This window comes from Arthrobacter sp. Y3223166 (genome assembly GCF_059090935.1).
The window spans coordinates 1-12,163 of record NZ_JBNHGE010000062.1; the positions used below are offsets into that span (position 1 = coordinate 1).

Sequence of the window (12,163 nt, forward strand, 5' to 3'; positions counted from 1 at the left end):
GCCTGCGGGGCCCTGGCCTGCGGGGCCTTGGCCTGCGGGCTGCTCCCCTGCCGGGTGTTCCCCGGCGGCTATCGCGGCGTCGGGCGCCGTGGCCGCGGGGGAAGCGGCGGAGGCATCGCCGTCGTTGTTGGTGCCGGTAGGTGCCGCTGCGGGCAGTTCAACGCCCAACTGGTCCTGCGACGGTGCGGACACAGTGGGCTTGCGGCGGGGCCGCGGCGGTTTCTTGGCTGGTACCTCCGGCGCGTCGACCGGAGAGGAGGTAGCGGGAATTACCTGTTCATTGTCCATTTAAAGTTGTGCTCCAACCCTTGCGGCACCGGCCACATCCCGGTGCCCTTGGGGGCATGTAGCCGGGTATCCGGGTGCCTTGGGCTGCCCGACACCGAAAGTCGTCTTGGTATCACCCGAGCTCGCGCCATCACGTGGGGCGCGGCACACCCGGGGACCAGCGGCGCTTTTCCGTCTGCCGTAACCTTCTCTTCACCGGCAGGGCCGCCCGGCGGATTCCCAGCGCCCATCCGGATTGATGGGCTCCTTGTTCGGGAAGCGTCGCCGACGGACCTGGAAGCCTGTCGCTGGACCAACAGCAGCATGTGGGGCTGCTATTAGCCACGATCATTCTCTCACACCGGGTGCGATTTAGTGAGTAATGGGCGTTCTCTCCGGCGTAGAATCGAGCCATATGCCCCCTAGCCCGAGGAACACGGTGCAGACCCACGCGCAGACCTCCACATCCCCGGCCGCGCCAGCGCCCGGCCAACTCCCGGACAGCGGGGTTCCCGGCGTTGCCCGGGAGAAACCCTTCGCGTGGCTGCTGCTGGCCACCGGTGTTGTCGGCTGGATCATGTCCGGCATCCTGGTCCTGGAGCGGCTGGCGACCTACGAAAATCCGGGCCATGTGACCAGCTGTGACATCAACCCGTGGGTCTCCTGCGGCAAGGTGTTCCTGCACTGGCAGGCCGGGCTTTTCGGCTTCCCCAACCCGCTGATCGGGATCGTCGCCTTCGCGGTTCCCATCACGACGGCGGTGGCGATCCTTGCGGGGGCGCGGTTCCGCCGGTGGTACTGGATGGGACTGCAGGCCGGCGTCACGCTGGGCTTCGTCTTTGTCGTCTGGTTGTGGAGCCAGGCGCTCTACGACATCCACATCCTGTGCCTGTACTGCATGGGCGTGTGGGCCGCCATGATCCCGATGCTGGTGCACACGACGGCGCGGAACCTGGCGCACGGCGTGATCAAGGCGCCGGCGGCGGTGGTCCGGTTCGCCGGCAGCTGGGCCTGGACCCTGACCGCCCTGCTGTGGATCGTGACCGCCGGGACGATCTTCCTGGCCTTCATCGACGCCTTCCTGGGCTGACCGGAATCGTCTTCCTGAGCTCTTGGGACAGCTTGGACTCGCCGCGATTGCCTTCCCGGGCTGAACCCGAATAAACCAGAGGCCGCGTCCCCGTCGGGGGCCGCGGCCTCTGCTGCTTCAGGGGTCTAGGAGAACCAGATCCCGATCTCGCGCGCGGCGGACTCGGGCGAGTCGGAGCCGTGCACGAGGTTTTGCTGCACCTTCACGCCCCAGTCGCGGCCAAAGTCGCCGCGGATCGTCCCGGGGGCCGCGGTGGTGGGGTCGGTGGTGCCGGCCAGCGACCGGAAGCCCTCGATCACCCGGTGCCCCTCGAACACGGCGGCGGCGACCGGGCCGGAGAGCATGAACTCGACCAGCGGCTCGTAGAACGGCTTGCCGACATGCTCTTCGTAATGCTGTTCCAGCAGTTCGCGGGTGGCGTTGACCAGCTTCAGTTCGACCAGCGTGTAGCCCTTGGCCTCTATGCGGGCCAGGATGCTGCCCGTGAGACCGCGGGACACGCCGTCGGGCTTGACCAGTACCAGTGTGCGTTCAACGCTCACAATTTCTCCTCATTCGCTTCACGATTAGCTCCGAAAACCCCGTTCAATCCTAACGGGACGCGCGGGCAGCGCAGGTCAGCGCCCGGCGTCGTCCGCAGCGCCGGCCTCCGGGCCGTCGGCGGTTCCCTCCGCGGCACCGGCCGCGGTGCCGGCCCCCGGGCCATGCCGGCGTTCCCATTCCGCCTGTTCCGCGTCGCGCTGCGCGTTCTCACGGTCCAGCCGGCCGCCCGTGCGCACGGCGTACAACCAGGACAGCGCGAACAGCCCGCTGACGACGAACATCACCGGTTCGACGATGCCGGTGGCGATCAGGAGCACCTGCATCGCCCAGCCGATGGCGTAGCCGGACGGGCGGCGGAGCAGGGCACAGCAGAGCACGAGCAGGACGCTCAGGCCGATCCCGAGCCCGAGGATCAGCGCCGGCGGCACGTCGTCCCGGTAGAGCCCGAACACCACCAGCGTGGCGAAGAAGGCGACGAAGGCTTCCAGCAGCAGCACGGTGGAGGCGAACATCGTCTTGATCGAGCGCCGTTTCTTCGGCATGTCCGGACGCCACTCGCGCTGGGCTTTGGTCAGTTTGGCCATGGATCTTGTTACTTTCCTAGCAGGATGCGGGCGTCGGCGACCAGGGTGATGGACCCGGTGATCAGCACGCCGCCGGCGAGGTCGTTGTCGGCTTCGGCCCGCCCGACGGCCCATTCGATCGCGTCGTCGAGCCGGGGCGCGATGTGCACGGCGTCCTCGGGGAAACCGGCGGCCATGGCATCCTCGGCCAACTGCTCGGCGGGAATGGCCCGCGGTGAGTTGGACTCGGTGACGCAGATTTCGTCGGTGAGGTCGCTGAGCTGCTCGCGCAGCTGGGTCAGCAGGCCGACGGCGTCCTTTTCCTGCAGGACGCCGACCACCGGGATGAGCTTCGTGAAGTTGAACGCCTCCAGGATGGCCTGCGCGCTGGCCTTCATCCCGTCGGGGTTGTGGGCGGCATCCACGATGATCGTCGGCGCTGTGCGCACTACTTCCAGCCGGCCCGGCGAGGTCACCTCCAGGAACGCCTCGCGCAGGACTTCCACGTTGAGTTCCTTTTCGCCGCCGCCGAGGAACGCTTCCAGCGCGGCCACGGCGACCGCCGCGTTCTGGGCCTGGTGCGCGCCGTGCAGGGGCAGCAGCAGGTCCTGGTAGCGGCCTGCCAGCCCGTTGATGGTCAGCTGCTGGCCGCCGACGGCGACCTTGCGGGACTCGACCCCGAACTCCACGCCTTCGAAGCGGAAGGGCACCTGAAGGTCCCGCGCCTGTTCCAGCAGCACCTGTGCTGCGTCCAGTGGCTGGGCCGCGCTGACCAGGTAGCCGCCGCGCTTGATGATCCCGGCCTTCTCCCGGGCAATGTCCTCGGTGGTGTCGCCGAGCAGGTCGGTGTGGTCCAGCGAGATCGGGGTGATCACCGAGACCTGGCCGTCCACCACGTTCGTGGCGTCGGTGATGCCGCCCAGGCCAACCTCGATCACCGCCACCTCCACCGGCTCGTCGGCGAAGATGGCGATGGCCAGGATGGTCACGCACTCGAAGTAGGTCAACCGGGGCGCGCCCTCGGCGTCCAATTCCTGGTCGACGATTTCCAGGTACGGCCGGATTTCGTCCCAGACCCGCACGAACGTCTCGTCGGCAACGGGCTCCCCGTCGATGCTGATCCGTTCGGTCACCTTGGACAGGTGCGGGCTGGTGTAGCGGCCCGTCCGCAGTCCGTGCGCCCGCAGCCCGGCCTCGATGATCCGGGCCGTGGACGTCTTGCCGTTCGTGCCGGTCAGGTGGATGCTGGCGAAGGCCTTGTTCGGTTCGCCGAGGATGTCCATCGCCCGGAACAGCGGTTCCATGCGCGGTTCCATCTTGTTTTCCGGGGCGCGGCCCAGCAGTTCCGCGTAGACGCTCTCGACGCCGAATTCATCACTCATGGTTTGGTGCCCCCTTCAGGATCCGGCTTTTTCCACGGACACGGCGTCGCCGTCCCCGGCCACCAGGACCAGGTCCACGGTGAGGGTTTCCTGCGAGACCAGCCCCTGGTGCAGGGTCAGCGCGTCCAGGACGGACTGGTCCGCCGTCACCGTGGTGCGGATGCGGTCGCTGACCACCAGTCCGGCATCCTTGCGTGCCTGCTGGATGGTGCGCACGTAGTCGCGGGCCACGCCTTCGGCCTCCAGTTCGGCGGTCACGGTGGTATCCAGCACCAGGAACCCGCCGCCGGGCAGCATGGTGACCGCCGCGCCGGCCGCGGCGTCCCCGGACACGACGGTTTCCAGGGAGTACTCCGACGGCTCGAGCAGCAGTCCCCCGGCGGTGACGGCACCGGCGTCGTCCACCGACCAGTCACCGGACTTGGCGGCCTTGATGGCCTGCTGCACGTTCTTGCCCAGCCGCGGGCCGGCCGCACGGGCGTTGACCACCAGCTTCTGCGAGATGCCGAACTCTTCCGGGGCGGCGTCGGCGGCGTCGATCAGCCGGACCGACTTGATGTTCAGCTCGTCCTGGATCATCACGGCGTACTGGCCGGAGAGCCGCTCGGCGCCCGGCACCACCACGGTCAGCGAGGCCAGCGGCAGCCGCACGCGCAGGTTCGCGGCCTTGCGCAGGCTCGAGCCGGAGGAGCAGATCTGCCGGGTGGTGTCCATCAGTTCCACGAGTTCGGACAGCTGCGGGAACTCGCCGGCGTCGGGCAGGTCGGTCAGGTGGACGGAACGCCCGCCGGTCAGCCCGCGCCAGATCTCCTCGGTGACCAGCGGCAGCAGCGGAGCGGCCACGCGGCAGACTGCCTCCAGCGCGGTGTAGAGCACGTCGAACGCGTCGCGGTCCTCGTCGAAGAACCTCTGGCGGGAGCGGCGGACGTACCAGTTTGTCAGGGTGTCCAGGTACTCGCGCAGCGCGTCGCAGGCGCCGGAAACATCGTAGGCATCGAGCGCGGCCGTCATGTCGCGGACCAGGTCCCCGGTGTTGGCCAGGATGAACTGGTCCAGGGACTCCATGCCCTTGATCCGTTCGGTATCGCCGAGGACGGAGACGGCCTCATGGCCTGCCCCGTTGTTCGCGGAGTTGGTGTAGAGCTTGAAGAAGTGCCACACGTTCCATAGCGGCAGCATCACCTGGCGGACGCCGTCGCGGATGCCCTGCTCGGTGACGATCAGGTTGCCGCCGCGCAGGATCGGGGAGGCCATCAGGAACCAGCGCATGGCGTCGGAGCCGTCGCGGTCCAGGACTTCGGACACGTCCGGGTAGTTGCGCAGGCTCTTGGACATCTTCTGCCCGTCGGAGCCGAGCACGATGCCGTGGCTGATCACGTTGCGGAAGGCCGGGCGGTCGAACAGCGCGGTCGCGAGCACGTGCATGGTGTAGAACCAGCCACGGGTCTGGCCGATGTATTCCACAATGAAGTCGGCCGGGTTGTGGCTGTCGAACCAGTCCTTGTTCTCCATCGGGTAGTGCACCTGGGCGTAGGGCATCGAACCGGAGTCGAACCAGACGTCGAGCACGTCCTCCACACGGCGCATCATGGACTGGCCGGTCGGGTCGTCCGGGTTGGGCCGGACCAGCTCATCGATGTACGGGCGGTGCAGGTCGACCTCGCCGTCGTGGTTGCGCGGCAGGGTGCCGAACGCTTCCTCCAGCTCGGCCAGCGAGCCGTACACCTCGCGGCGCGGGTAGTCCGGGTTGTCCGATTCCCACACCGGGATGGGCGAGCCCCAGAAGCGGTTGCGGCTGATGGACCAGTCGCGGGCGTTCTCCAGCCACTTGCCGAACTGGCCGTCCTTGACGTTTTCCGGGATCCAGTTGATCTGCTGGTTCAGCTCGACCATGCGGTCCTTGAACTTGGTGACCTCCACGTACCAGGAGGAGATGGCGCGGTAGATCAGCGGCGTGCGGCAGCGCCAGCAATGCGGGTAGCTGTGCTCGTAGCTGGCCTGGCGGACCAGCCGGCCGTCGGCCTTCAGCACCCGGGTGATCGGCTTGTTCGCCTCGAACACCTGCACGCCGGCGATCTCGGCCAGCGGGCCCTCGGCGAAATAGGGCAGGAACTTGGCGCCCTCGTCCACGGAGACAATCACGGGGATGCCGTTGTCTTCGCAGACCTTCTGGTCGTCTTCGCCGAACGCCGGCGCCTGGTGGACTAAGCCCGTGCCGTCGGTGGTGGTCACGTAGTCGGCCACGACGATCTGCCACGCGTTGCCGGTGCCCCACTTCGCGGCGTCCGCGTAGTGGTCCCAGAGCGGCTCGTAGCGCAGCCCGGCCAGCTGGGCCCCCACGTACCGGGCCGCCACCGCCTCGGTGGCGGCAGCGGCGTCGTCGTACCCCAGGTCCTTGGCGTAGGAGCCGAGCAGGTCCTCCGCCACCAGGAACTTCTCCCCCGCGGCCTGCGTCCCGTTGGGGCCGGCCGGCAGCACCGCGTAGCTGATCTCGGGCCCGACGGCGAGGGCTGCGTTGGTGGGCAGCGTCCACGGCGTGGTGGTCCAGGCGAGCGCGTTGACGCCGGCTAGCTCCGCCGCCAGCGCGTTGTCCGACCCGTCGGCGCGGATCGGGAAGGTGACCGTGACCGTCTGGTCCTGGCGCATCTTGTAGACGTCGTCGTCCATCCGCAGCTCGTGGTTGGACAGCGGAGTCTCGTCCCGCCAGCAGTACGGCAGCACGCGGAAGCCCTGGTAGGTCAGGCCCTTTTCGTGCAGCTGCTTGAAGGCCCAGAGGACCGACTCCATGTACTCGACGTTGAGCGTCTTGTAGTCGTTCTCGAAATCCACCCAGCGGGCCTGGCGGGTGACGTAGTTCTGCCATTCGTCGGCGTACTTCATCACGGAGGTGCGGCAGGCGTCGTTGAACTTGTCGATGCCCATGGACAGGATCTGCTGCTTGTCCGTCATGCCCAGCTGCTTCATGGCTTCCAGCTCGGCCGGCAGCCCGTGCGTGTCCCAACCGAAGCGGCGCTCCACCTTGTGGCCGCGCTGGGTCTGGTAACGGGCAACCAGGTCCTTGACGTACCCGGTGAGCAGGTGGCCGTAGTGCGGCAGGCCGTTGGCGAAGGGCGGGCCGTCATAGAAGACGAACTCGTTGCTGCCGTCGCTGCCGGCGTCGCGGGCATCGACGGAGGCCTGGAAGGTGCCGTCCTGCTGCCAGTATTTGAGCACCAGCTCCTCGATCTCGGGGAACTTAGGCGAGCTCTCGGCAGCGGCAGCGCCGGCGGTGGAAGCCTTGGGATAGATCTGTGGCATGTTCGTCATCCTGGAAAGACAGCTCGGCAAGTGTGGGTACTTCTGCGAGGACGTGCCCTGCTCCGGTGCCTCCGGTGCGGCTGGAAAAGCCTCACCGTGCTGCCGGGGCGGAACCCGCGGTACCACCTCACTTGCTGGCCTGATGCGCCGGAACCGGTGCAAAGGGACAGCCACTCATTCGCTGCTGTGACGGGCATACCCGTCCGGTTCTACTGGGCCCAGGATGTTGGCCTGGGCTGTTCTTCCGGAAGCTCACCGGTGATGGCCGGGTCAGCGCTGATGACTCAAGTTTACGGCCCTGGCGGCGCGGCTGTCGAAACGCGGGCGAAATACGTGCTGGAGATGAGACCGTCCACTCCCTGCGTGGCAAACATCTTCATGCCCAGGGAGCCTACTTCTTAGCGCCGACGCATGCGTTCAGATCTTGATGGGCGGGATTGTTAGAATGGCGCTTCATTGCCGCCAGCCTTCTTCAGTTCCGCCAGGAGCTTCCCAAATATCTGCGGGGCGCCTTTCGCTGAACGGAATGCGAGATTCCGCAGTTCAACGAGTCTCTCGCCGGCAGTCCAGTCCCGATCTTCACTTACAGGCTCTGATTCGAGTCTCGCGATTTCTGTGGTGACATCATTCTCACGGATCCTGACACCCAAGAAGTAAGGGATTCGGCCGTCCTCGTCCACAGATCCGATCTCGTATGAGCTGTCTCCGACGACGGCTATCGCACTATCATCCTGCTCCGACCAATTCAGGACATTGGAGCGAGTTGCTGCCATGAGCTCCGTCACGAGCTGCATCCACTCATCTTCTTCGAACATCAGGGTCCTCCTGCAACTTGTAGCGTATCTGGGCAACGACACCCGCCAATTCACTGGACAGCTTTCCTATTTCTGCCGAAATAGCCTTAGCTGTGCGGGCGACGTCTGGATTTTGCTTGCCAGCAAGCGATTGCTTAACGTCGAGCGCTCGACCACCTGCGACTTTCACTCTTTCAATGAGCTTCGCCGCTCCCTCCTCGATGTTTTCGAGAAGAGATGCAATTTCATGGGCTGCATGCCCAAATCTGACCAGGGCGCGCTGAGCTGCTTCGGCTTCGTTGGCACTTATTGCGAGGTCCAAATCAGCCTGCAGATCCCGAAGCACCGGCATGGCCGCGGACAAAGCGTCCCCGCTGAGCTTCACTTGGGCCGCACCCAAGGCCTCGGTAGCCGCAGCCGCTGCTTTTCGCGTTCGGGATAGCTGAATGAAGGCTACGAGGAAACCAATAGCAGTTCCCACCAGACCCAACCAATCCCACCACCCCGGCCCGTCCAATCGCTGTCACCTCAAATAATAGATTTGGTCCTGGTTGTTCGCTTCTCAGGAACCTTTTGAGAAGGACCCTACTGCATAGAGTCTGAGGTTGCTTTATTGCTGCTCATTTATTTCAAGGAGTGTGCAATCCGGCGCTCATCTCCGCGACCTCCACAAAGGAACGATTGAACTCCGGAGCGACAAATCGGTCTGCCACCTTTAAGAAGGTGAGGCGGCACATTGAAACTATTGTGCGCTCTTTTAGACTCCGCTTGTAGTTGCCTCCGTCCACTCCCCAGCGTTGGACAGTCAGGAACGCGCTCGCTCGCGCTGCAATGGCACCACTTTATTCCGTTCGGAACACGTCTCAGGCAGAAACTTCCTGTTGTGCCCGAAACGGTAAGGCTACCGACCGGAAGTGCTACTTCCGAATCAGCTTGTGCGCGGCGGCCTGGGCCACGGGACGCATGACGATCTGGTCAAGGTTGACGTGATGCGGCAGGTTGAGCGAGTACGCCACGACGCCGGCTACGTCCTCGGCCAGCAGCGGTTTCTCCACACCGGCGTAGACGTTCTCGGCCGCTTGCCGGTCACCGCCGAGCCGGTTCAGTGAGAACTCCTCCGTCTGCACCAGGCCGGGCAGGATGTCGATCACGCGCACGTTGTGTTCCGCTTCTTCCAGGCGCAGGGTATTGGCCATCGAGTGCTGGGCGAACTTGGCTGCTACGTAGCCTCCACCGCCTTCGTAGGCCACCAGCCCGGCCGTTGACGTCAGCAGCACCACCGATCCCTCGCCGTTAGCGCGCAAAGCCGGAAGAAATGCCTGGATCATGCGCAGGGAGCCGAGGACGTTGACCTCGTACATCTTCTGCCAATCGGCCGGCTTTCCCTCCCCGATGGTGTCCACGCCGAATGCTCCCCCGGCGATGTTCACCAGCGCGTCGATCCCTCCGTCGGACAAGACGGTAGCTGCGAGCCGGTCCACTGAAGCTTGGTCGGTCACGTTCGCGGGCATGGCGAAGGCGCCGGTCTCCCGGGCGAGGGCGGCCAGCCGCTCGGCGCGGCGGGCAACTGCCACCACGTCCCAGCCGCTTCCCCGCAGCGCCCGAACGGTAGCTGCCCCGATACCCGAACTTGCTCCGGTGACTATTGCGCGCCTGGTCATGAACCACAGCGTAGCGGCAGACGAAGAAAGTGGTTCAGGCGTGGCATTCACCGCGCGACTTCGGGCGACTTCACCGCTCGACGGTGAGCGGTCTAAGGGGGACCGCGCAGGCCGCCCTTTCCAGTTGGCCGCCGGCAACCGTGGCGGCTCTGTTGTTCCGGCCGGTGTCATCGCACCAGTCGATGTGACGGGGCATGGCCGTCACAGCCGCCTCGCCCGCGGCCGCTTGTTCGGGGATGACGAACGCGTAGCTGAAGCCGCCGCCGTCGTTCATAGGGGCGGTGGCGTTGACGATTTCCGCTCCCGACGCGTCCACCACTGTCACCTCGATCTGCGCATTGCTGCCGTAGCGGGGATTGCAGTCGGCGTCGGCAGCCGCCACGGTGACGGTCTGTCCTGGCCGGGCATCCGTCGGACTGACTGAATATTCCGGCGGGAGACACGGAGGGGCCGCGCCAGGCCCCGCGTAAGCACCGCACCCCGGCACCGAAGCGGCCAAGGCCGCAGCAGCCGGCAGCGCGAAGGCGGCGAGGCCCCCGGCACGGTGCCTCGTGGCCGGAGGCGCCCCGCCGTCGCCCCTGCCTTCGCCACTTGTGCCCCGGCTGTTCCTTGCGCCCCGGGTGTTCCGCGGTACGTCAGCCGGATTCCACACCGAGGTGCTCCAAAATCATCCCGCGCAGCACCACTGCCTGATTGTGCTCCTTGTCCTTGGCCCCGTACAGCAGGCAGAGCTTGGGCTGCTCGCGCGCCAGCTCCACCAGCCGCTCCAGCGCCTCCGAACCGTCCAGTTCCTGCCGGTACGCCACGGCAAAGGCGTCGAATTTCTCCGGCCGGTGGCTGAACTCCTTGCGCAGCTCGGCCGAGGTTCCCGCCTCCTTCAGCCACAGGTCCACCCCGGCGCCCTCCTTCTTGATGCCCCGCGGCCAGATCCGGTCCACCAGCACCCGGTAGCCGTCGCCGTCGTCGGCGGGTTCGTAGACGCGCTTGATGTGAACGTTCGCCATGGGCGCATCCTACGCATTCACCCGCTGCGGCGGGTAGGTCTGCACGCCGTCCCCGGCCCTAGCGGCGAGCCGGGGCAATCAGGTGCTGCGCCGCCGTCGTGCAGAATCTTCATTCCCTGCCCGGCATGAAAGAATGGCCAGCATGGCAGAACATACCCCGGGCACAGACACGCCCGTTACCGTTAACGTTCCCGACAAGCCCGCCCTCGAAGGCCTTGAGGATGCCCTGACCCGGCGCTGGCGCGAGGAGGGGACCTACAAGTTCAATCCCGAGACCACGCGGGAGCAGGTCTACTCGATCGACACTCCCCCGCCGACGGCTTCGGGCTCGCTGCATGTGGGACACATGTTCTCCTACACCCAGACCGACGTGCTGGCCCGCTATCAGCGGATGCGCGGCAAGAACGTGTTCTACCCGATGGGCTGGGACGACAACGGCCTGCCCACCGAGCGCCGGGTGCAGAACTACTACGGCGTCCGCTGCGACCCGTCGGTGGCGTACGACCCGGACTACCAGCCGCCTGCCACGCCGGCGAAGAACCAGCGCGATTTCGACGTCGTCTCGCGCCGGAACTTCATCGAGCTCTGCGAAACCCTGGCCGTGGAGGACGAGAAGGTCTTCGAGAACCTCTTCAGCACCCTTGGCCTGTCGGTGGACTGGGATCTGACCTACCGGACCATCGATGACGTGTCCCGCTCCGTTTCCCAGCGTGCCTTCCTGGCCAACCTGAACTCCGGCGACGCCTACGTGGCCGAGGCCCCCACGCTCTGGGACGTCACGTTCCGCACCGCCGTGGCGCAGGCCGAGCTCGAGGACCGGGAGATGCCCGGCGCCTACTACCGCTACGCGTTCGAAACCGCCGACGGCGAAAAGGTCCACATCGAGACCACCCGCCCCGAACTGCTGCCCGCCTGCGTGGCACTGGTTGCCAACCCCGACGACGAGCGCTACCAGAAACTCTTCGGCACCACCGTAAAGTCCCCGCTGTTCGGCGTGGAGGTGGAGGTCAAGGCCCACCCGCTGGCCAAGCCCGACAAGGGCGCCGGCATCGCCATGGTCTGCACCTTCGGCGACCTGACCGACGTGACGTGGTGGCGGGAACTGCAGCTGCCCACCCGCTCCATCGTGGGCCGCGACGGGCGCATCATGGCCGACACCCCGGAGTGGATCACCACCGAGGAAGGCAAGGCGAACTACGCCGAGCTGGCCGGCAAGACCGTTTTCTCCGCCAAGGAGAAGATCGTGGAGCTGCTGTCCGAGGCCGGCGAACTGGATGGCGAGCCCCAGAAGATGACCCACCCGGTCAACTTCTACGAAAAGGGCGACAAGCCGCTGGAGGTCGTCACCTCACGGCAGTGGTACATCCGCAACGGCGGTCGCGACGCGGACCGGCGGGAACGGCTGATCAGCCGGGGGCGGGAGATCGAATTCCATCCGGCGTTCATGCGCTCGCGCTACGAGAAATGGATCGAAGGACTTAACGGCGACTGGCTCATTTCCCGCCAGCGCTTCTTCGGCGTGCCGATCCCGGTCTGGTACCCGCTGGACGCCTCCGGCAACC

General features: G+C 66.1%; 11 protein-coding genes and 1 pseudogene. 2 read left to right on the forward strand and 10 right to left on the reverse strand.

Annotated elements, in window-relative coordinates; translation table 11 throughout:
* Positions 1–288, reverse strand: a pseudogene (locus tag AC5RUH_RS16000) (hypothetical protein); the annotation flags it as partial.
* 394 nt (positions 289–682) lie between these two features.
* Here AC5RUH_RS16000 and AC5RUH_RS16005 point away from each other — a divergent pair.
* The gene (locus tag AC5RUH_RS16005) at positions 683–1,357 is read left to right on the forward strand and encodes a vitamin K epoxide reductase family protein (RefSeq protein ID WP_494129075.1); all 675 of its coding nucleotides are present in this window, start codon (positions 683–685) and stop codon (positions 1,355–1,357) included.
* Between the two features lie 125 nt (positions 1,358–1,482).
* Here the strand turns inward: AC5RUH_RS16005 and ndk are convergent, their stop codons facing one another.
* The 9 genes from ndk to AC5RUH_RS16050 form a co-directional block, all read right to left on the reverse strand.
* Positions 1,483–1,899 (reverse strand): nucleoside-diphosphate kinase, encoded by a 417-nt coding sequence (gene ndk, locus AC5RUH_RS16010; RefSeq protein ID WP_493977451.1) that lies wholly within the window; start codon positions 1,897–1,899, stop codon positions 1,483–1,485.
* A gap of 75 nt (positions 1,900–1,974) precedes the next feature.
* A complete protein-coding gene (locus AC5RUH_RS16015; protein ID WP_494129076.1) occupies positions 1,975–2,484 on the reverse strand; it encodes a DUF4233 domain-containing protein in 510 nt (169 codons plus the stop codon).
* Positions 2,485–2,492: 8 nt separating this feature from the next.
* The gene (locus AC5RUH_RS16020) at positions 2,493–3,845 is read right to left on the reverse strand and encodes a bifunctional folylpolyglutamate synthase/dihydrofolate synthase (RefSeq protein ID WP_494049866.1); all 1,353 of its coding nucleotides are present in this window, start codon (positions 3,843–3,845) and stop codon (positions 2,493–2,495) included.
* Between the two features lie 15 nt (positions 3,846–3,860).
* Positions 3,861–7,142 (reverse strand): isoleucine--tRNA ligase, encoded by a 3,282-nt coding sequence (gene ileS, locus AC5RUH_RS16025; RefSeq protein WP_494129077.1) that lies wholly within the window; start codon positions 7,140–7,142, stop codon positions 3,861–3,863.
* A gap of 440 nt (positions 7,143–7,582) precedes the next feature.
* Entirely contained in the window at positions 7,583–7,957 is a 375-nt protein-coding gene (locus tag AC5RUH_RS16030; RefSeq protein WP_494129078.1) for a hypothetical protein, read from the reverse strand.
* Positions 7,941–8,417, reverse strand: coding sequence for a hypothetical protein (locus AC5RUH_RS16035; RefSeq protein ID WP_494129079.1), 477 nt, complete (start codon positions 8,415–8,417; stop codon positions 7,941–7,943). Before AC5RUH_RS16035 ends, AC5RUH_RS16030 begins: the two co-directional genes overlap by 17 nt.
* 436 nt (positions 8,418–8,853) lie before the next feature.
* Positions 8,854–9,597 (reverse strand): SDR family oxidoreductase, encoded by a 744-nt coding sequence (locus AC5RUH_RS16040; RefSeq protein WP_494129080.1) that lies wholly within the window; start codon positions 9,595–9,597, stop codon positions 8,854–8,856.
* 70 nt (positions 9,598–9,667) lie between these two features.
* On the reverse strand, positions 9,668–9,979 hold the full coding sequence (locus AC5RUH_RS16045) for a hypothetical protein (RefSeq protein WP_494129081.1): 312 nt from the start codon (positions 9,977–9,979) through the stop codon (positions 9,668–9,670).
* A gap of 253 nt (positions 9,980–10,232) precedes the next feature.
* Entirely contained in the window at positions 10,233–10,601 is a 369-nt protein-coding gene (locus AC5RUH_RS16050; protein ID WP_494022982.1) for a DUF488 domain-containing protein, read from the reverse strand.
* A gap of 142 nt (positions 10,602–10,743) precedes the next feature.
* On the opposite strand from AC5RUH_RS16050, the gene AC5RUH_RS16055 reads away from it, so the two are divergent.
* A partial coding sequence (locus AC5RUH_RS16055; RefSeq protein ID WP_494129082.1) for a class I tRNA ligase family protein occupies positions 10,744–12,163 on the forward strand: 1,420 nt, incomplete at its 3' end.

Excerpts from the sequence above, each read along its gene's own strand:
- AC5RUH_RS16005 (WP_494129075.1), top strand. The coding sequence starts at position 683 with ATGCCCCCTAGCCCGAGGAACACGGTGCAGACCCACGCGCAGACCTCC.
- AC5RUH_RS16015 (WP_494129076.1), bottom strand. The coding sequence starts at position 2,484 with ATGGCCAAACTGACCAAAGCCCAGCGCGAGTGGCGTCCGGACATGCCG.
- AC5RUH_RS16020 (WP_494049866.1), bottom strand. The coding sequence starts at position 3,845 with ATGAGTGATGAATTCGGCGTCGAGAGCGTCTACGCGGAACTGCTGGGC.
- ileS (WP_494129077.1), bottom strand. The coding sequence starts at position 7,142 with ATGCCACAGATCTATCCCAAGGCTTCCACCGCCGGCGCTGCCGCTGCC.
- AC5RUH_RS16030 (WP_494129078.1), bottom strand. The coding sequence starts at position 7,957 with ATGTTCGAAGAAGATGAGTGGATGCAGCTCGTGACGGAGCTCATGGCA.
- AC5RUH_RS16040 (WP_494129080.1), bottom strand. The coding sequence starts at position 9,597 with ATGACCAGGCGCGCAATAGTCACCGGAGCAAGTTCGGGTATCGGGGCA.
- AC5RUH_RS16050 (WP_494022982.1), bottom strand. The coding sequence starts at position 10,601 with ATGGCGAACGTTCACATCAAGCGCGTCTACGAACCCGCCGACGACGGC.